We start from the raw sequence: 19,124 nt of genomic DNA, 5'->3' as shown, positions 1-19,124 counted from the left end.
CGCACTCCCGCGTGGCGCCCGAGGCCCGCGCTTCCTCACATATGAAAGGCACGTCAATGATCAAGAAGGATATGAAGACCGCCGCGGCGCTCTTGTTCACGATCGCGTTGAGCACGTCGCTCATCGGCTGCAGCGCCTCGAGCGACACCCCGGCGGCATCCGGTGAGCCGGACGCCGGTGACAGCGTGACGATCGGGTTCATCAACGGGGCCAACAACGAGTGGGGGACGTGCCTGCAGAAGGGCGTCGAGGACGAAGCATCGGCCGAGGGCGTCGACCTCATCGTCGCGAACTCCGACACAGACCCGGCCAAGGAGATCGCCAACGTCGAGGACATGATCTCGCGTGACGTCGACGCGATCGTGCTGAACACTGTCAGCGTCGACGCACTGGCCGGCGGCATCGAGCGCGCTGCGGCCGCCGGCGTGCCGCTGTACCTGGTCGCCGTCGTACCCGAGGATCTGACCGACATCCTGGGCGCGACCGTCGTGGACCTGGGCGGCGTCGGAGCAACGGCGGCCGGGTGGATCGGCGAGGATGCCGGCGACGCCGACGTCACCGTCGGCGTGATCGCCGGCGCTCCCGGTGCGGCATCCGACTATGTGGTCGGCGGCTTCACCGGCGCCCTCCCCGCGACCGTCGAAGTCGTCGCGAACCAGCCCGGCATGTTCAACCGTGCCAAGGCCCAAGAGGTCGCCGAGAACATGATCCAGGCCGATCCCGACCTCGATTACGCCTTCGTACTCAACGAGGACATGGCCTTCGGCGCCCGCGCCGCCTTCGACGCCGCGGGGCGCGCCGACCTGCAGATCGTGACGCTCAACGGCACCGAGCCCGGACTGCAGGCCGTCGAGGACGGACAGTTTTCCGCGACGGTGTCCGACTCGGCCTTCCAGCTGGGAGCCGAATCGCTCGGCCACACGATCGCACTGCTGGCGGATCCGAACGGCGAGAAGATCTTCCAGAAGCCGACGACGCTCATCACGAAGGACAACATCGCCGACGCGACGCCGTTCTGCGGCTGATCCGTCATCGCGAGGGGCTCGGGTTTTGGCCCGGGTCCCTCGTGCTAGGCGTCGCGGCCGGCGCCTTCCGACGGGGTCACGGTGAACAGGGTCGGGGCGCGGAAACCGGATGCCGCGAACGCCGCGGTCGCGGCATCCTTCACCGTCTCGACCCGATCGTGGGGGACGAGGGCGATCGCGGCACCGCCGAAGCCGCCGCCGGTCATCCGTGCGCCGATCGCGCCCGCGCCCATCGCGGCCTCCACCGCGGTGTCGAGCTCGGGGACCGAGATCTCGAAGTCGTCGCGCATCGACGCGTGCGAGGCGAGCAGGAGGTCGCCGATCGCCGCCGGACCCTGCTCCCGGAGCGTCTGCACCGTGTCGAGCACGCGCTGGTCCTCCGTGACCACGTGGCGGACACGGCGGAAGGTGACGTCGTCCATCACACCGCGCGCCCGGGGGAGGTCCTCGGCCGACAGGTCGCGCAGCGCGGCGACGCCCATCAGCTGCGCACCGCGATCGCACGCTTCGCGGCGTTCGCGGTAGCCGCCGGTGGAATGGGCGTGCTGCACGCCGCTGTCGATCACGAGCAGCTCGAGACCGGCTTCGGCGAACCCCAAGTCGATCACGGTCGCATCGAGCGACCGGCAGTCCAGGAAGATCGCGGCATCCGCCCGTCCGAGCATCGAGGCCATCTGGTCCATGATCCCGGTGGGGGCGCCGACGGCGTCGTTCTCCGCCGTGCGACCGACCTGTGCCAGGGCCACCGGATCCAGGCCGAGGCCCCACGTGTCGTTGAGCGCGGCTGCGGTCGCGCCCTCGATCGCAGCCGAGGAGGAGAGTCCGGCGCCGACGGGTACGTCGGACGCGATGGCGATGTCCACTCCGGTCAAGGACGCGGCATCCGCTCCGGATGCCGCGATCAGCGCCCACGCGACACCGAGCGGGTACGCGGCCCACTCCGGTACCTCGTCGGTCGGGAACGGGCCGGTCAGGCTCGCGAGGGGCAGCTGCACCGGCTCGGCGGCGAACGTCGAGGCCACGCGGATGACGCCATCGGCCCGCGGGGCGAGCGCGACATGCGTGCGACGGTCGATCGCGAAGGGCAGCACGAAGCCGTCGTTGTAGTCGGTGTGCTCGCCGATCAGGTTCGCCCGCCCGGGGGCCGACCACGAGCCGAGCGGCTCGGTCGTGGTGAGTCCGGACAGCAGCGCGCGCGCGACGAGGGCCGCGCTCACAGGGGCACGCCCTCGACGGCGGCGCGCAGGCGGGCAGCGGATGCCTCGGGCGGGATCTCTGCGGTCCACGCCCACATCGCGGCCTCCGAGCCGGCGAGGAACTTGAGCTTGTCGGCGGCGCGGCGGGGGCTGGTCAGCTCGAGGCGCAGCCGGGTCGTGTCGCGACCGACGCGAACCGGCGCCTGGTGCCACGCGGCGATGTACGGCGTCGGCGTCTCGTACAGGGCGTCCACGCCGCGCAGCAGGCGCAGGTAGAGCCCGGCGAGCTCGTCGCGCTCGGCGTCGGAGGTCTCGGTGAAATCCGCCACGTGCCGATGCGGCATCATGTGGACCTCGAGCGGCCAGCGTGCCGCGAACGGCACGAACGCCGTCCAGTGCTCGCCCGCGAGGATCACGCGCTCGGACGCGCGCTCGAACTCGAGCATCCGTGCGAGCATGTCGGGCCCGGTGGCGGCGATCGAGTCCAGCATCCGCTGGGTGCGCGGGGTGACGTACGGGTAGGCGTAGATCTGGCCGTGCGGATGCGGCAGCGTGACGCCGATCGCCTCGCCCCGGTTCTCGAACGGGAACACCTGCTCGATGCCGGGCAGCGCCGACAGCGCGGCGGTACGGTCGGCCCAGGCCTCGATGACCGTGCGGGCGCGCACGACGGACTGGGTGCCGAAGGACCCGGTGCTCTCCGGGCTGAAGCACACGACCTCACAGCGGCCGACGGAGGTGCGCGTGCGCCCCAGGCCGAGGGCGGCGAGATCGTCGAGCCCGCGCGGGGGATCGGGGGCCGCCGGCGCGGCATCCATCGCTGCGGCGAGTGCAGGGCCGAACGCGGCGGAGCGGTTCTCGAACACGGCGACGTCGTAGCGCGACGGGATCTCGGACGGGTTGGTGGGCGTCTGCGGCGCCAGCGGGTCGAGGTCGGCACCGGGGAGCATCACCCGGTTCTGCCGGGACGCTGCGACCGTGATCCAGTCGCCGGTGAGCACGTCGAGACGCATCGTCGCGGTCTCCGGGCGGGCATCGAGCGTGCGTGCGTCAATGGCACGCTCGGCCGGGAGGGTCGTGTCGCGGTCGTCGAAATAGATCAATTCGCGTCCGTCGGCGAGGCGCGTGGCGCGTTTGACGACACCGGCGCCGAGAGACTGCGAGTCGAGATGAGGCATGTTCACGTCAACACGATATCAACAGCGCTGTGTTAGCGTCAACAACGGAGAGTTCAGCACACGGGAGGGCGCACTGTGGGGTCGAAGATCGAAGAGCCGACCGAAGTCTCAGCGGAGCGCCGTCGTTCGGGCCGACCGGACAAGCGCGTCTCGATGGCGGATGTCGCCGCCGAGGCCGGGGTCTCCGGGCAGACCGTCTCGCGCGTGGTCAACGACAGCCCGCGGGTCGACCCCGAGACGCGCGTCCGCGTGGAAGCGGCGATGGAGATGCTCGGCTACCGCCCGCACCGGGCCGCGCGAGCCTTGCGCACCGGTCGCACACAGACCATCGGGCTGATCGTCTCCACGCTCGCCACCGTCGGCAACTCGCGGATGCTGCAGGCCGTGGCGGATGCCGCATCCGCGCGCGGCTACGCGCTCGTGGTCATGACGCTTGCGGGCCCTGATTCGGTCGTGGCGGTCTTCGAGCGGCTGCGCGATCAGGGCGTGGACGGCGCGATCGTCCTGAACGAGGCCACCGCCTTTGCGCGCGATGCCGGTGCGCCCTCCGGCATCGAAGTGGTCGTCGTGGACTCTCCGCCGGACAGCCGATTCGGCATCGCCCAGACCGATCACTTCACCGGGGCCGTCGATGCCACCCGGCACCTGCTCGATCTCGGGCATTCCACCGTGGTGCACGTTGCCGGGCCGGCGAGATCGTTCGCAGCGGCGGAGCGCGAGCGCGGCTGGCGCGCCGCACTCGGCGATGCGCCCGTCCCCGCGCTGCTGCGCGGCGACTGGAGCGCCCGCTCCGGCTACGCCGCGGGGCTGCAGCTCGATGCCGACGCGACCGCGGTGTTCGCCGCGAACGACCAGATGGCCCTCGGTCTGCTGCGCGCGCTCGCCGAGCGCGGGCGACGCGTACCCGAAGACGTCAGCGTGATCGGGTTCGACGATCTCGAGGACGCCGCCGACTACCGGCCGCCGCTCACCACCGTGCGGCAGGACTTCGACACCCTCGGTGCCGCGGCCGTCGAGATGCTCGTCGAGGCGATCGAGGGAGCCCGGACGCCGGCGTTCTCCAGCATCCCGGCATCCGTCGTCATCCGAGCCAGCACCGCGCCGCGCTGACACGCGGCGCGGCCCGCTCAGGCGTAGGCGGCCTGCCGTGCTTCCCAGCCGCTGCGCACCATCTCGTCGACCGAGTAGCGCATCTTCCAGTCCAGGTCGCGCGCGGCCAGAGCGCCCGAGGCGACGATCCGGTCGGGATCCCCGGGGCGGCGCGGGGCGCCCTCGGGGATGAACGGGATGCCGGTGACCGAGGCCATCGCGTCCATGATCTGTCGCACCGACAGCCCGTCGCCGGAACCCAGGTTGTAGGCGGCCTCGATGCGCTTGCCTGTCACCAGGCGCTGCGCCGCGGCGACGTGGGCGAGGGCGATGTCGGCGACATGCACGTAGTCGCGCACGTTGGTGCCGTCGGGGGTGGCGTAGTCCTCGCCGTTGATGCGGGGTGTGCGGCCCTCGATCAGCGCCTCGAAGACGAGCGGGAACAGGTTGTGCGGGCTCGTGTCGTACACCGACGGGTCGCCGGAGCCGACCACGTTGAAGTAGCGGAGGGACGTGTGTCGCAGCGGATGCTCCGACTCGGCCGTCGCGATGCCCTGGTCGCGCAGCAGCCACTCGCCGATGAGTTTGGACTCGCCGTAAGGGGAGGCCGGGGCTTTGGCGGTGTCCTCGGTCACGAGGGCCACGTCTGGGGTTCCGAACACTGCGGCGCTGGAGGAGAACACGATGTTCGCGACACCCGCGGACTCCATCGCCGCCAGGACCACGCGGGTGCCCTCGACGTTCTGCGCGTACGTGTGGAGCGGCCGCTTCACCGAGACGCCCGCGTACTTGAAGCCGGCGACGTGGATGACACCCTGCACATCGTGGGCGCGCAGGGTCTCCTCGACCGAGGCCTCATCGAGGATGCTGCCCTCGATGAACGGCACACCATCCGGCACGAAGCTCGCGTGACCGCTGGACAGATCATCCAGCACCACAGGGGGCAGTCCCGCCGCCGCAAGGGCCCGAACGATGTGCGCTCCGATATAGCCGGCGCCGCCGGTCACAAGCCAGGACATGGTGCTCCTCTGGGGACGATGTGCGAGCGCCCAGGGTATCGCGTGCGCATCGACGGAGCGTGCAAAGGCCCTAGACGACCCCGGCCTCGTGGAGGTTGCGGATCTCCGCCGCGTCCAGCCCCAGGATCCGACTCAGCACCTCGTCCGTGTCCTCCCCGTAGCAAGGCGCGTGCCGGTCCTTGGTGCCGCCGATGTGGGTCGGTGGAAGTGCACGAAAGCATTGACACGTCCGCCGCGGATGCGGTCTACTTCTTCTAGATAGGAAACTTTACTAACTTGGAGGTCGGTCACATGCGCTTCAACTCACATCGCACGCACGGTGCGATGCTCGCCGTCGTTGCTGTCGCAGCGGCCGCCACCCTCGCGGGCTGCTCGAGCGGCAGCGACCCGGACGCCGTGACCATCAGGGTCGCCATGGGCTCCTCGGGTGATGCCGTCGATCAGGGCTTCGAGGTGCTCAAGGAAGAGTACGAAGCCAAGTACCCCGGGCGGACTGTGGAGATCATCATCCAGGAGGATGACGTCTACCAGACCACCGGGCTCGCAACGCTGCTGTCCAGCCGCGAAGCGCCCGACGCGTACTTCGAGTGGTCCGGCCCGCGCATGCGCGGGCACGTCGCCGACGGCGACGGGGCCGACATCAGCGACGCCCTCCAGGGCGAACTGTTCGCCGGCCGCTTCGACGAGAACGCGTTCAACAACATGGACGTCGACGGGTCGGGCATTTACATGGTGCCGTGGACCGGAGACGTGACCAACGTCGTCTGGTACGACGTCGACGTCTTCGACGACCTCGGACTGGATGTGCCCGCGACGTGGGACGAGTACCTCGAAGCCAATCAGGCGATCCTCGATGCGGGTCTGCTCCCCATGGTCGAGGGCAACAAGGACCAGTGGCCGGTCGGGAGCATCGCGTCGCACATCGTGTCCCGCATGGTCGGTGAGGAGCAGTACGCCGCAGTGATGGACGGCGACGCACCGATGAACTCGCCGGAGATGGTCGCGGCACTGGAGAAGCTCGCCGAACTGACCCCGTTCGTCAACCCGAGCATCAACGCGCTCGCCGACGATGAGGCGATGACCCAGTTCTTCCTGCAGAAGGCGGTCACCCACCAGATCGGCAGCTGGCTGATGGCGGATGCCGGAGAGAACGCGGGTGACCTCAACTTCGACTACTTCAACCTGCCCGCCTTCACCGATGGCGCCGGCGATCAGGAGAGCGTGCTGGGCATCTCGACCGGCTTCATGGTGAACGAGAAGTCCGCCTACCCGCAGGAGACGCTCGAGTTCCTGGCGCTCCTGGCAGATGAGGACGGTACGAAGATGTGGGCCGAAGCAGGCCTCGCCCCGATGACCATCGACCCGTTCAAGGGCGTCGACGCAGACCCGCGCACGGTCGCCCTGGCCGAGATGATGGGCACCGCGAGTGCGCTCGTCGCCCCCGCCGACAGCGGGCACGACATCGAGATCGCCGCCGCGTTCTACGATGCCGCCGCCTCGGTCATCGGAGGCACGGCGACGCCGCAGGAGGCCGCAGACACCGCGCAGTCGCGGATCGACTCCGCCAACTGATCACGGGGTGCGGGGCGGGGCGGGCGACGTCTCGTCCCCGCCCCGCACCGTCTCGAGGAGTCCTGTTGTGAAACCCACCCGTCCCTGGTCGCCCTATCTGCTGGTGGCGCCCGCGATACTCGTCTTCGGGTTCGTGGTGCTCATCCCGGCCATTGCGAACACCTTCCTGAGCTTCGCGAGCTGGTCCGGCACCGACGCCATCCAGTTCGTCGGGCTGGAGAACTACTTCCGCGCCTTCCGCGACGAGATCTACCTGATGGCGTACCGCAACACGTTCGTCTACATCCTCCTGACCCTCGTCCTCGAGGTCGTGGTGGGCCTGCTGCTGGCGGGTTTGGTGACGATGGCCGGGCGCCGGACGACGTTCTACCGCGTCGCGTTCTTCGTACCCGTCACTCTGCCGATGATCGTCATCGCGATCCTGTGGAGCTTCGTCTACAGCGACGACATCGGCCTGATCAACTCCGGTCTGCGGGCATCCGGTCTGGACTCGCTGACGCGCGTGTGGCTGGGTGACCCCAACACCGCGCTGCTGGCCGTGAGTGTCGTCTCCGGCTGGATCTATGCCGGGTTCTACATGGCGATCTTCTACGCGGCGCTGCAGCGCATCCCCAAGCACCTCATCGAGGCCGCAGTCCTGGACGGCGCGAGCCAATGGCGCGTGTTCTTCAGCATCAAGGTGCCGATGATCCGCCCGATGATCGAGGTCGCGGTGCTGCTGTGCATCACCGGCGCCTTCCAGAGCTTCGACCTCTTCTACGTGATGACCAACGGCGGGCCCGATCATGCGACCGAGATCATCACGACCTACCTCGTCGAGGTCGTCTTCCGATACCGAGACCTCGGCTACGGCGCCGCGCTGTCGACGATCATGACCGTCGTCGTGGTCGCCATCGCACTCGTGCTGGTCAAGATGCGCACGAAGGGTGGGAGCAATGACATCGAGTACTGAGCGCCGTCCCCAGCGCCGCCGCACCACGCAGGTCATCGCCGTCGCGGGCAGCAGGACGCTGTACCACACGGTGATGATCGTGCTGTCGTTGATCTACATCGTGCCGCTCGCCTGGATGGTCATGTCGTCGTTCAAGACGAAGCGCGAGATCTTCGACTCGCCGTTCGCGCTGCCGGCCGAGCCCGACTTCAGCACATGGGGCAAGGCGTGGGAACGGGGGGACCTCGGCGGCTACATCCTGAACAGCGTCATCGTGACCGCCGCTGCGGTGACGATCATCCTGCTCTGCGCGCTCGCGGCCGCGTACGCGTTCAGCCGGTTCGAGTTCCGTTTCAAGACGCTGCTGCTTGCCCCGTTCATCCTCGGCCTCCTGCTGCCCGTGCAGTCGTACCTGACGGCGCAGTCGCGCATCTTCGATTCGGTCTACCTGCTGAACACTCGCTGGGTGTTGATGATCTCCTACGCCGGGCTCGGGCTCTCACTCGCGGTCTTCCTGCTGAAGGGATACCTCGACACGATGCCCAAGGAGATCTTCGAGGCGGCACGCGTGGACGGCGCCGGAGACTTCCGCACCCTGGTCCAGATCGTGCTGCCGCTGATGGCTCCCGGCATCTCGACCGTCGCGGTGTTCTCGGTGCTGTCGGCGTGGAACGAGTTCCTTCTCGCGATGCTCTACGTGCAGGATGACTCGTTGCGCACCATCCCGGCGGGGCTGCTGGCCTTCACCGGGCGGCACGCGACCGACTATCCGATGCTGTTCGCCGCGCTGTCCCTGGTCACATTGCCCGTGATCGCCGTGTACACGGTGTTCCACAAGCAGGTCATCGCCGGCGTCACCGAGGGTTCGGTGCAGTGAACGGGGCGGCTCGACGCGCCCGGGCGCTACAGCCCGCGGCTCATCACCAGTTCGTCGCGACCCGACGCGGACGGTTCCGCGGCGAACCCGAGGTGCTCGTAGAACCCGATAGCGCGAGTGTTCGCCGGAGACACCCCGAGGTGGACGCCGCGCGAGCCCGCCGCCGTGAGCGCGTCGAGCAGGGTGCGGATCATGGCGCCACCGCGCCCGCCGCCCTGCACGTCGGGAAGCATGTCGATGTGCAGGTGCGACGGATACGCCCTCACGAGGTCGGCGGGACGGGACTGCGGGTGGTGCAGGTGGTGCACGATCTCGCGGTCGTGCGGGTTCGCACGCTCGGGCAGCAGCGGATGCCGCTCCTGCAGCTGCGGCCACCACGCGGTGGCCAGCACCTCCTCGAACGACGCCGTGTCGAGCACGCCGAGCACGTAGCCGCGCGCTCTGTCGTCGTCGGCGGCGTAGACCCAGGCGAATTCGGGGGAGTGGTGCAGGTAGGGGCCGACGAACACCTCGCCGAGCAGGCGCGGATCGTCGAACACACCGGTCGCGTCCGCTCCGTCGGCGCCGGTGCCCAGACAGACCGCGTAGAGGTCGTCGGTGTCTTCGTCGCGCAGCCGGCGGATGCCCATGTCTCCCCGTTCCGAATCGTCGTCGATACGACCCCCAGCGTAGTGAGGGCGGGCTGATGCGCGGTCTGGATGTCGCGGTGGACGGCGGCCAGTCGGGTGTGCGGGTGCGAGTGACCGGAGTCACCGAGCCGCTCGTCGCCGAGGGGCTGGGGCGTTTCGAGGGCGACCTCGGAGCGGGGCTGATCGATCGCATCCGCACGTGTCTGGTGCAGCTTCCCGGTGGAGTGCCTCCGGTCGAGCGGATGGTACTCGGGCTCACGACCCTGCCCGCGTCGAGCTCGGAATGCATCGACCTCGCCGCCCGGGTGGGAGAGGCCTTCCGGGCGGAGCACGTGCAAGTCGCCGGTGATGCTCTCACCGCGCACGCCGGGGCGTTCGCGGGAGAGGCCGGAGTCGTGCTCACCGTCGGCACCGGCATCGCGTGCATCGGGTTCGACCCGGACGTGGATGGATTCCGCCTCGTCGATGGGGATGGGTTCCTCCTGGGGGACGCGGGGGGCGGCTTCTGGATCGGGAGCCGGGGGGTGGAGGCGGTCCTGCGTGCAGGGGATGGGCGCGCAGGACCGACTTCGCTGACCGATGCGTGCCGTGTTCGATTCGGTGACGAGGCCGGTCTGGCCGCACGGCTGCACTCGCTTCCGCGGGCGGTTTCGGCGATCGCCGCGTTCGCCGTCGACGTGCAGGATGCTGCGCGCACCGGGGACGCCGTCGCCCGTACCATCGTCGAAGACGCTGCCGATATGCTCGCCGACACCGCGCGTGCGGCATCCGCCGTCGTCACTTCCAGACCCGTCCGCATCGCGATGAGCGGCCGTCTCGTCTCGCCGGGGATGCCGCTGCGCAGCGCCGTGGAGGAGCGGTTCGCACGCGACGATGACCGCGAGATCGTTCCGGCTGCCGGCGACCCTCTCGATGGAGCGTGGGCGTTGGTGACGGACACTCTCGGTGCCGCCTACGATCACCACATGACCGGATGGAGCGCTTCATGACCGATGCACACGCCGACGGGTCCGCGACATCGAGCGGCTTCCTCGCCCAGGTGGCGTCGCTGCTGGGCCGGCTGGCAGACGAGCAGAAGGACGCGCTGGCCGCAGCAGCCCAGGCGGTCTCGCGCACCTTGATCAACGACGGGCTCGTGCACGTGTTCGGGTCGGGGCATTCGCACATGGTGGCGCTGGAGGGCTTCTACCGCGCCGGGGGTCTGGCCGCGGTCGACCCGGTCCTGGTCGAATCGTTGATGCTGCACGGCAACGCGGTGCTGTCCACCGCAGTGGAGCGCACGGCGGGCATCGGGCGAGCGGTTTTCACCGACCTCGCGCCCGGGGGCGATGACACCTTCATCCTCGTGTCCAACTCGGGTCGCAACCAGGTGGCCGTGGAGCTCGCCCTCGCCGCGCGGGCGCAGGGGCTCACCGTGATCGCCATCGTCAGCCGCGCCCACGCGGCATCGACGGCACACCTCCACCTGAACGACGCGGGTCTGGTCGAGCTCGCCGACATCGTCATCGACAACCTCGGTGCTGCAGGTGACGCCGCCACGGCAGTGCCCGGCGTCGCCGCCCCCATGGGGCCGACGTCCACCGCGACGGGAGCAGCCATCATCCACGCGATCGCGATGGACGCGGCCGCGATCGCCGCTGCCGCGGGGCAGACCCCTGCGGTGTTCACCTCCAGCAACGTGCCCGGCGGCGACGAGCTCAACGTCGCCGCGATCGCACGCTATCGCGGCCGGGTGCGATCGCTGTGAGCAGGATCGAAACACGGGGCATCGTCGAGGGGTTCTACGGGCGGCCGTGGACCACCGACCAGCGGCTGGACATGGTCGACTTCCTCGCCGAGATCGGTATGAACACGTACGTGTACTCGCCGAAGGACGACCCCTTCACCCGTCGGCGCTGGCGCGAGTCGTATGCGGGCGAGGCGGCCGAGCAGCTGCGGGCCCTCACCGCCCGTGCGCGGGCCGCGGGCCTGTCGCTCTCGTACGGGGTTTCTCCCGGTCTGTCGATGCGGTACGCGGAAGCGGCGGATGCGGAGGCCGTGCACGCGAAGCTCGACACCGTGCGCGAGCTCGGCGTCACCGACTTCGCGCTGTTCCTGGACGACATCCCCTGGCATCTCCAGCATCCCGGTGACGTAGCCGAATTCCCGGACCTCGTGACGGCTCAGCTCTCGCTCGTCGGATCGCTGGAGGCACGGCTCGAGCGCGACGGAGGAGCCGGTGGCCTCACGGTCTGTCCGACCCTCTACTGGGGGCGCGGCGACGAGCCGTACATCGCCGCGCTGGGTTCCGGCCTGGCGCCGCGAACTCAGCTGTTCTGGACGGGGCGCGCGATCTGCTCGCCCGAGCTGGATGCCGATGACGCCGAGGTCTTCGCTCGCGCGACCGGTCGCCGACCGCTGTACTGGGACAACTTCCCCGTCAACGACGTCGCGATGACCGGCGAACTGCACATCGGTCCCTATCTCGGACGAGACCCCCGCCTCGGCGCCGCCGCGGCGGGCATCATCGCCAATCCGATGCCGCTTGCCGAGGCATCCAAGATCGGTCTCGCCAGCATCGCCGACTTCTGCCTCGATCCCGATGGCTTCGATCCGGAGCAGAGTTGGGAGAGCGCGCTCACCCGCATCGCGGGTGCTCGCGATGCCGAGGCGTTCCGGGACTTCGCCGATGCGTTCCGCGGCTCGGCGCTGTGCACGGACGATGCGCCGCGCCTCGGCGAAGCCCTCGACAGGTTCGCCTTCCGCTACGAGTTCGACGACCGGGGTGCGGCCGTCGCCGAGATGCTCGCCGAACTGCGCCGCTTGGTGGAGGTGTCGCGTCGGATGTCGCAGCTCGACAATCGCGCCCTCGCGACGGAGATCGCCCCCTGGGCGCAGCAGTACGCGCGGGGGATCGACGCCGTCATCATCGCCGTGGAGTCACTCGACACCCGGGGATCGGGCGGGCCGCCGGAGTTGATCGGCCCCGCTCGCGAGACGGTCGCCGCTCACTTGCGCAATCTGCGCTCGACCGGTCTGCGGGCGTTCGGCGACCGCGTCGACATGTTCCTGTCCGACATCGTCGGCGAGTTCAGCTCGCGCTGATCGGCACCCGGACCCGTTCGCGCCACGAGCGGGTGGCTGCTTCGAGGACCACGGCCTGCCGGATCGCATCTTCGATCGGGAACAGCAGCTCGCCCTCCCCGCGGACGGCCGCATCGAAGCGGGCCACCTGCAGTGCGTAGTGATCGGCGGGTGCCACGGGAATCACTCGCGTGGTCTCACCCTCGCCGACGATGATGTCAGCGTCGTCGGTGGCACCGCACAGGAATGCGCGGGGAACCTCGATCCACCCGCGCGCGCCGATGACCGTCACGGTGTCGCGGTCGCCGTTCCACATGCCCAGTTGTGCCGTCGCTCCGACGCCGCCCGGGAATTCGAGCAGCAGCGTGGTGCTCATGTCGACGTCGCCGTGCACGGTCGAGCGCATCGCGTGGGCCGTGACCGCTTCCGGTTCGGCACCGGTCAGCGTGCGGGCGACATGCACCGCGTAGCAGCCGACGTCGTAGATCGCGCCGCTGCCCGGAGCGCCCTGGAACCCGGAGTGCCCGAGCTCATCGGAGGCGTCGAAGGTGAACGTGACGTTGATCGACCGAAGTTCGCCGATCACACCGTCGGCGATCAGCTGCCGGACGAGGGCGTAGCGGGGATGGTGGGCGTACATGAACGCTTCGGCGAGGTGCACCCCGGCGGCGGCCGCGGCATCCGCCATCTCTCTGGCCTCTGCCGCGGTGACGGCGAGAGGCTTCTCGCACAGGACATGCTTGCCCGCCGCAACCGCTCGGATCGTCCACGGCGCGTGCTGGGCGTTGGGCGTGGGGAGATAGACGGCATCGACGGAGCCGGCCTCCAGCAACGCGTCGTATCCGACGAACGGCTGCGTCTGCGCGGCCGCGGCGGCCTCCCGGGCGCGCCGCTCGTCGCGGCTCGCGATTCCCACGAGCTCCGCGCCGTCGCAGGCGTGGATCGCCGGCACCATGGCCGCGTTGATGCCCGCGACGCCCAGCACTCCCCATCGCACGATGTCGGTCATCTCCGGCTGCTCCAATCGATCAGCACGCCGAGGTGGGTGCTGCGGTCACGCTCCAGTGCGCGATAGGTGTCGGGGGCCTTATCCCAGGGCACGCGGTCGGTGATGAGCGGAGACAGGTCCATCCGTCCATCCATGAGGTACCCGAAGAACACCGTGAGCATCGCCGCCGTGCTCCACGGGTCCGCCGGAGTCGGGATCTCCGCGGCGGTCCCGGCGTGCACTCCGATGATCGAGATGCCGTCGGCGACGATCCGCGGGCCGAGGTGCTGCAGGCTGGGGCGCGGCGCGTCCCCGACGAGCACGAGCCGGCCCAGGGGGCGCACGAGCTCGGAGGCGTCCGCGAAGGCGGCGGGATGGCCGGTCACATCGAAGACGACATCGAAGGATCCCCCCAGATCCTCGATGGCGTCCCCGACGTGTGTCGAGACGACCTCGTCGGCCCCGCCTTCCCTCGCCAGAGCGAGTCGGCGACCGTCGGTGTCGATGGCGACGATGCGGCGAGCACCGGCGATGCGGAGGTATCTGACGAGCAGCTGCCCGAGCAGTCCGAGCCCGACGACCGCGGCGCTCTCTCCGAAGACGAAGCCCGCGCGCCGCAGTGCCCACTGGGTCGTGACCGCCAACGATGCCCACGTCGCGTCCTCGTCGGAAACGCCGTCGGGAATCGTGACGAGCTCGCGGGCAGGAGCGATGAACACCTCCGCGTGCGGAGTGAAGGAGAAGACCCGGTCTCCGGGATGGACGGCGGTGACGCCGCTGCCCACCGACTCGACGAGGGACACCATCGAGTAGCCGGGGGCGAAGGGGTATTGCACCCATTCCTCCCAGAACGTCCGCGGATCGAACTGTCCGCGCAGGCAGGTCAACTCGGTTCCGACGCTGACGAGCGAGACCTGCGCCGTGCACCGAGCCTCGTCCGGGCCCGGGGCATCCACGTCCGCCGCCAGGATCTCGATCTCACCGGGCGCGGGGAACCGCAGACTGCGCGAGCGCATCAGGTGGCCGTTGCGATCTGGGCCTCGGCCTCGGCGAGGACACGGACCACGTCCCGTCCGAAGCGCACGTCGCACTCGTGCGCGCGGTCTCCCGACTCGATCAGCCGGGCGAGGTCCTCGTATGCGGTCACGAAGGCCGTCTTGGCATCGACATCGTCGACGGTGATCTCCTGGCGGCCATCGACGCCCCAGAGCAGGGTGGAGAAGCCATCGGCCGCATCCGGAGCGCGCAGCGTCATCGAGGCAGTCGAGGTGCGGCCCTCATCGTGGGTCATGACCAGATGCACCAGATCCCCCAGGCCGGCCTCGGCGTGGACCGCGCGGACCGGCCCGACGGTCTTCCAGAGCACCGACACCGCGTGCGGTCCCAGATCCCACAATCCGCCCTTCTCGTGACGCCACGGCGTATTGAAGGGATTCTCGTCGTTCAGTGCTGACCCGAGCCACAGCCCCGTCCCACCGGTCCATCGGCGTCCGGCGCGCACGTCAGCCATGAGCGCGCGGACGCGGGGGTCGTAGAGCATGGTGAACATGACGATCGTGGCGACGTCGTTCGCCTCGGCTACCGCGACCAGGCGTTCAGCGTCCTCCAGGCTCGTCGCGATCGGCTTCTCGAGGGCGACGTGCTTGCCCGCCTCGATCGCCCGCAGCGCGAGTTCGGACTGCAGGTGCGGCGGTACTGCGAAGGTCACCGCATCCACCTCGGCCAGGAACGCGTCGAAATCGGTTCCCGCGTGGGCGGCGCCGTGGTGATCGGCGAGGACTGCCGCGCGCTCGGCATCTCGTCCCCACACCGCGGCGAGGTTCCACGACGGTGCAGCTACCGCTGCCGCAGCATGCGTGACATCGGCCCAGTAGCCGGTGCCGACGAGTCCGAGTCGGAGGGGCGAGGTCATGCGCGGGATTCCTGTCGTGTCGAGAGGCTGAGTCGCAGATTCCGTCGGCGTGCGCCGGAATCACCGGTACGGCCGGTGATGGTGTCCAGGTGTTCGAGGCCGAGCAGGGCGGAGCCGAGCACGGGCTCGGCGTCCACGATCCGGATCGTGGCCAGCGGCGCCACGGAACGGATGGCCGCGCGCACGGGCTCCAGGAGCGCGGGATGCCGGCTGGTGAGCATGCCGCCACCCAGCACGACGTCCACCGGCTCCTGCAGCAGATCCAGGCGGTGGAGGGTGTTGGTCACGAGCAGGCCGATCTCCTCGGCCTGCTGTCGCGCGATGGTCTCGGCGATCGCATCGCCGGCGTCCACCGCTTGGAACAGCAGCGGGACGATCTCGTGCATCCGATCGCGGTCGACCGTGCCGAGGTGCATCCCCGTGGCGACACCAACCGCCGTCTCCCGGTCGAAGTGCTGGGCCACCATGTCGGCGAGTCCGGTGGTGGGTCCGCGCCCGTCCTCGGCGCGAGTGGCGTACCAGAGGACTTCCTTGCCGATGCCGAAGCCGCCGCCCCAATCGCCGGTGATCCGGCCCAACGCCGGATAGCGCACGGTGGGACGCCCCGGGGCGATCCCGACGCAGTTGATCCCGGCGCCGCACACGACGGCGACCGCGGTCGCGGCATCCGTTCCGGTGCGCAGCATGGCGAGCGTGTCGTTGCCCACCACGACGTGATCGCCCCACCCATGCGTGGCGATGGCGTCGGCGATCGCGAGTTCTTCCTCGGGAAGGTCGGCGTTGGCCAGGTATCCGGCGACGAGCGCGGCACGTCCGTCAGGAGTCGAGGCGAGCACTTCGGTGACCGCGGCGGCGAGGGAGGCCACCGCCGCGGTGGCGCCGACGATGTGCGGGACGAAGGCGCCGGCCCGCGCGCGGGAGATGACGGTGCCGTCCTCCGCGACGAGGAGCACATCGGTCTTGCTGTTGCCGCCGTCCAGTGCGAGCAGGTGCGGTTCGTTCAACGTGCCCACGGCAGCCACTCCAGGTTCTCCGCGATGAGCCGATCGGCGAGTGCCTGAGCGGTGTCGTACTGCCCTACGAGGGGGTGCGCGAGCAGCGCGCGCACCACGCGATCCCGGCCACCGTGGATCGCCGCATCGACGCCGAGTTCCTCATAGCGGGCGACGTGCGCGATCAATCCGGACGCGAGCGGCGGGACGGGCGGCACGGGACGGGAGCGCAGCCCATCGGGGCCGACCTCCGCGCGGGTCTCGATGATCGCGTCCGCATCCAGGAACGGCAGGGTGCCGCGGTTGCGCACGTTCACGATGTGATCGCGGACGGGACCTGTGCCGAGCAGGCTGGACAGGAGTCCGATCGCGGCTTCGGAGTAGAAGGCGCCGCCGCGCTGCGCGAGCTGCGCGGGCTTCGCGGCGAGATCCGGGTCGGCGTACAGCCCGAGCAGCTCACGCTCGATGGCAGCGACCTCGACAGCGCGTGACGGGGTCGAGCGAGCCTGCTCCACGAGCGCGTCATGCTCCAGGTAGTACCGCAGATAGTAGGACGGGATGAACCGTTCGGTGCGGAGCAGATCCAGCGGCAGCTCGGTCTCTGCGACGAGGGCCTCGCCGTGCTCGTCGATGAGCCTGTCGAGCACGTCCGTGGCGCTGCCGTCCGCATGGCGCACCCGTACGCCGAGCTCCCAGCTGAGGTGATTGAGACCGACGTGATCCAGCTCGACCGCGTCGGGGGCGACGCCGAGCTCCCTGGCGAAGAGACGCTCGAAGCCGATCGCGACGTTGCACAGCCCGATCGCGCGGTGTCCGGCATCCAGCAGTGCACGGGTGACCATCCCCACCGGATTGGTGAAGGTCACGATCCAGGCGTCCGGGTTGACGGCCCGCACGCGCTCGGCGATGTCGAGCACGACGGGGATCGTCCGCAACGCCTTCGCGAGACCTCCCGCGCCCGTGGTCTCCTGGCCGATGCATCCGCACTCCAGCGGCCACGCCTCATCCCGCCCGCGTGCCGCCTGACCGCCGACGCGGAGTTGAAGGAGCACCGCGTCGGCGCCGGTCACTGCGCGTTCGAGGTCGGTGGTGGCCTCAACGGTGCAACGGCTGCCGGCTGCGGCGAGGATCCGTGCGGAGAGGCCCGCGACGAGCTGCGTGCGTGCCAGATCGGGGTCGACGAGGATCAGCTCGCGCACGGGCAGGGCGTCGCCGAGTCGAGCGATGCCGTCGGCGAGCTCGGGCGTGTACGTGGATCCGCCGCCGACCACCACGATCCGCAGGGCACGCGGCGAGGAGGCGCTCACGTCGTGAACACCGATTCCCTGGCGTGCTCGAGACTCAGCAGCATCGCGCCCTCGAGGATCGGCGCATCGGCCACGATGGCCAGGTCCAGCGGCGGAGCGCTGATGAGCAGCCGGTCGAGATGTGTCGACACTGCGGTGCGCAAGCGATCCCCGCCGACACGGGCGACCTCACCGGCGAGGATGATCCGCGTCGGATCGATCAGGGCGATGACGGATGCGAGTCCGAAGGCGTAGCGTTCTGCGATTCCCTGCACAGCCTCCGCGGCGGAGGGGTCCGCCAGCAGCGCCTCGATCGCGTCGGCCGTCGAGCTCACGTCGTGTCCGGCATCCGCCGCGAGCTGCCGCAGCGCGTCCGAGCCGACGAGGCCTTCGAACGCACCCATCGACCGATGCTGTCCGTCCAGGCGGGATCCCGGCGGGAGCAGGAAGGCCGCCTCGCCGGCAGCGCCACGGCTGCCGCGGAACAGGGCGCCGTCGATCATGAGGGCGCCACCGATGCCCTCGTCGATCCAGAGGAGGAAGAAGCTCTCGCCCTCGACGCCGGAGGCGCGCTGCTCCGCGAGGGCCACCAGGTTGACGTCGTTCTCGAGGGATACGGCGGCGCCGCCCAGGCTCCGTCGCAGTTCCTCACCGATGCCCGGGTGCTGCCAGCCGGGGAGGTGCTCTGCGTAGCGCAGGAGATCCTCGGCGACATCGTAGGAGCCGGGCACGGACAGGACGATCGAGTCGAGGTCGGCGACGGTGAGTCCGGCCCGTGTGCACGCGTCGGACAGCACGTACGCGATGTTCTCCGGCCCGCGTGGATCGGGCAGAACGGTGAACTCCGACTCGCTCACCACGGCGCCGCTGATGTCGCAGATACGGGCCGCGATCGACTCCGGCCGGACGTCCACGGCCGCGGCATGGCCGACGCTCGGGTTGATCCGGTACAGCTGTGGAGCTCGTCCGCCGGGGCCGGTGTCGCCGTACCCGCTCGGCACGACGAGCCCGCTCTCTTCGAGGCGGGTCAGCAGCTGGGAGGCGGTCGGCTTCGACAGTCCGGTGAGCGCGCGCACGTCACCGCGACTGAGGGAACCGAACTCGATCAGGAGGTCCAGGACCACTCGGTTGTTCATGCTGCGGAGCAGCCCGGGCTGAGCCGGTGCAGGTGCTCGGCCATCGCCCCTGGAGTTGGGATTCACCGACGCCTCCACGTGGTTAGGAAACTTTACTATCTCAACGCTAGCCGCGTGTCGTGCCCGCTGTCAACGCATCGTGACGCGCGTTTACGCGCAGTTCGACGGTCGACGCGGCGTTCCCCGGGAAAGCACGGACGCGGGCCTGCCATGATGCCGGAGGGAGGTGCC

18 protein-coding genes are annotated in these 19,124 nt (G+C 69.7%); 8 read left to right on the top strand and 10 right to left on the bottom strand.

Features of this window, described 5'->3' with window-relative positions; translation table 11 throughout:
- Positions 1-56: 56 nt before the first annotated feature.
- Entirely contained in the window at positions 57-1,025 is a 969-nt protein-coding gene (locus ASD65_RS09315) for a sugar ABC transporter substrate-binding protein (protein WP_056221550.1), read from the top strand.
- 44 nt (positions 1,026-1,069) lie between these two features.
- Here the strand turns inward: ASD65_RS09315 and galK are convergent, their stop codons facing one another.
- Positions 1,070-2,242, bottom strand: coding sequence for a galactokinase (galK, locus tag ASD65_RS09310; RefSeq protein WP_056221547.1), 1,173 nt, complete (start codon positions 2,240-2,242; stop codon positions 1,070-1,072).
- Positions 2,239-3,399: a galactose-1-phosphate uridylyltransferase gene (galT, locus tag ASD65_RS09305; protein WP_056224704.1), complete on the bottom strand. Its 1,161-nt coding sequence runs from the start codon at positions 3,397-3,399 to the stop codon at positions 2,239-2,241. The genes galK and galT overlap by 4 nt, the downstream gene beginning before the upstream one ends.
- A 153-nt stretch (positions 3,400-3,552) precedes the next feature.
- On the opposite strand from galT, the gene ASD65_RS09300 reads away from it, so the two are divergent.
- Complete coding sequence (locus tag ASD65_RS09300) at positions 3,553-4,509, top strand: LacI family DNA-binding transcriptional regulator (protein WP_056224702.1); 957 nt, start codon at positions 3,553-3,555, stop codon at positions 4,507-4,509.
- A 17-nt stretch (positions 4,510-4,526) separates the two neighbouring features.
- Here the strand turns inward: ASD65_RS09300 and galE are convergent, their stop codons facing one another.
- Positions 4,527-5,507 carry a UDP-glucose 4-epimerase GalE gene (galE, locus tag ASD65_RS09295; protein ID WP_056221544.1) on the bottom strand — a complete coding sequence of 327 codons (981 nt, stop codon included), beginning with the start codon at positions 5,505-5,507 and terminating at the stop codon, positions 4,527-4,529.
- Between the two features lie 291 nt (positions 5,508-5,798).
- Here galE and ASD65_RS09290 point away from each other — a divergent pair, with 291 nt between their 5' ends.
- From ASD65_RS09290 to ASD65_RS09280, 3 genes are all read left to right on the top strand, one after another.
- Entirely contained in the window at positions 5,799-7,079 is a 1,281-nt protein-coding gene (locus ASD65_RS09290) for an ABC transporter substrate-binding protein (protein WP_156378823.1), read from the top strand.
- 67 nt (positions 7,080-7,146) lie between these two features.
- Complete coding sequence (locus ASD65_RS09285) at positions 7,147-8,031, top strand: carbohydrate ABC transporter permease (protein WP_056221537.1); 885 nt, start codon at positions 7,147-7,149, stop codon at positions 8,029-8,031.
- The gene (locus tag ASD65_RS09280) at positions 8,015-8,887 is read left to right on the top strand and encodes a carbohydrate ABC transporter permease (protein ID WP_082561657.1); all 873 of its coding nucleotides are present in this window, start codon (positions 8,015-8,017) and stop codon (positions 8,885-8,887) included. Before ASD65_RS09285 ends, ASD65_RS09280 begins: the two co-directional genes overlap by 17 nt.
- Before the next feature lie 26 nt (positions 8,888-8,913).
- Here ASD65_RS09280 and ASD65_RS09275 read toward each other — a convergent pair whose 3' ends face one another.
- The gene (locus ASD65_RS09275) at positions 8,914-9,516 is read right to left on the bottom strand and encodes a GNAT family N-acetyltransferase (protein WP_056221533.1); all 603 of its coding nucleotides are present in this window, start codon (positions 9,514-9,516) and stop codon (positions 8,914-8,916) included.
- A gap of 56 nt (positions 9,517-9,572) precedes the next feature.
- On the opposite strand from ASD65_RS09275, the gene ASD65_RS09270 reads away from it, so the two are divergent.
- From ASD65_RS09270 to ASD65_RS09260, 3 genes are read left to right on the top strand one after another with little or no spacing between them, the layout of a single operon-like run.
- Complete coding sequence (locus tag ASD65_RS09270) at positions 9,573-10,505, top strand: N-acetylglucosamine kinase (protein WP_056221530.1); 933 nt, start codon at positions 9,573-9,575, stop codon at positions 10,503-10,505.
- The gene (locus ASD65_RS09265; RefSeq protein ID WP_162248478.1) at positions 10,502-11,263 is read left to right on the top strand and encodes a sugar isomerase domain-containing protein; all 762 of its coding nucleotides are present in this window, start codon (positions 10,502-10,504) and stop codon (positions 11,261-11,263) included. The genes ASD65_RS09270 and ASD65_RS09265 overlap by 4 nt, the downstream gene beginning before the upstream one ends.
- Positions 11,260-12,600, top strand: coding sequence for a protein O-GlcNAcase (locus ASD65_RS09260; RefSeq protein ID WP_056221521.1), 1,341 nt, complete (start codon positions 11,260-11,262; stop codon positions 12,598-12,600). Before ASD65_RS09265 ends, ASD65_RS09260 begins: the two co-directional genes overlap by 4 nt.
- Here the strand turns inward: ASD65_RS09260 and ASD65_RS09255 are convergent.
- Genes ASD65_RS09255 through ASD65_RS09230 form a run of 6 tightly spaced genes read right to left on the bottom strand, consistent with a single transcriptional unit; the run spans position 12,587 to position 18,893 of the window.
- Complete coding sequence (locus tag ASD65_RS09255) at positions 12,587-13,588, bottom strand: Gfo/Idh/MocA family protein (protein ID WP_056221520.1); 1,002 nt, start codon at positions 13,586-13,588, stop codon at positions 12,587-12,589. The genes ASD65_RS09260 and ASD65_RS09255 overlap by 14 nt on opposite strands.
- Positions 13,585-14,583: a zinc-dependent alcohol dehydrogenase gene (locus tag ASD65_RS09250; protein ID WP_056221517.1), complete on the bottom strand. Its 999-nt coding sequence runs from the start codon at positions 14,581-14,583 to the stop codon at positions 13,585-13,587. The genes ASD65_RS09255 and ASD65_RS09250 overlap by 4 nt, the downstream gene beginning before the upstream one ends.
- A complete protein-coding gene (locus ASD65_RS09245; protein WP_056221514.1) occupies positions 14,583-15,479 on the bottom strand; it encodes a Gfo/Idh/MocA family protein in 897 nt (298 codons plus the stop codon). Before ASD65_RS09245 ends, ASD65_RS09250 begins: the two co-directional genes overlap by 1 nt.
- Entirely contained in the window at positions 15,476-16,492 is a 1,017-nt protein-coding gene (locus ASD65_RS09240) for an N-acetylglucosamine kinase (protein ID WP_200948646.1), read from the bottom strand. The genes ASD65_RS09245 and ASD65_RS09240 overlap by 4 nt, the downstream gene beginning before the upstream one ends.
- The gene (locus ASD65_RS09235; RefSeq protein WP_235566647.1) at positions 16,480-17,778 is read right to left on the bottom strand and encodes a family 4 glycosyl hydrolase; all 1,299 of its coding nucleotides are present in this window, start codon (positions 17,776-17,778) and stop codon (positions 16,480-16,482) included. Before ASD65_RS09235 ends, ASD65_RS09240 begins: the two co-directional genes overlap by 13 nt.
- Entirely contained in the window at positions 17,775-18,893 is a 1,119-nt protein-coding gene (locus tag ASD65_RS09230; protein ID WP_056224694.1) for an ROK family transcriptional regulator, read from the bottom strand. The genes ASD65_RS09235 and ASD65_RS09230 overlap by 4 nt, the downstream gene beginning before the upstream one ends.
- Positions 18,894-19,124 lie beyond the last annotated feature (231 nt).

Source organism: Microbacterium sp. Root61 (genome assembly GCF_001427525.1).
Taxonomy (GTDB): domain Bacteria; phylum Actinomycetota; class Actinomycetes; order Actinomycetales; family Microbacteriaceae; genus Microbacterium.
The sequence above is the reverse complement of the archived record's forward strand: the minus strand, read 5'-3'. Positions and strand labels throughout refer to the sequence as shown.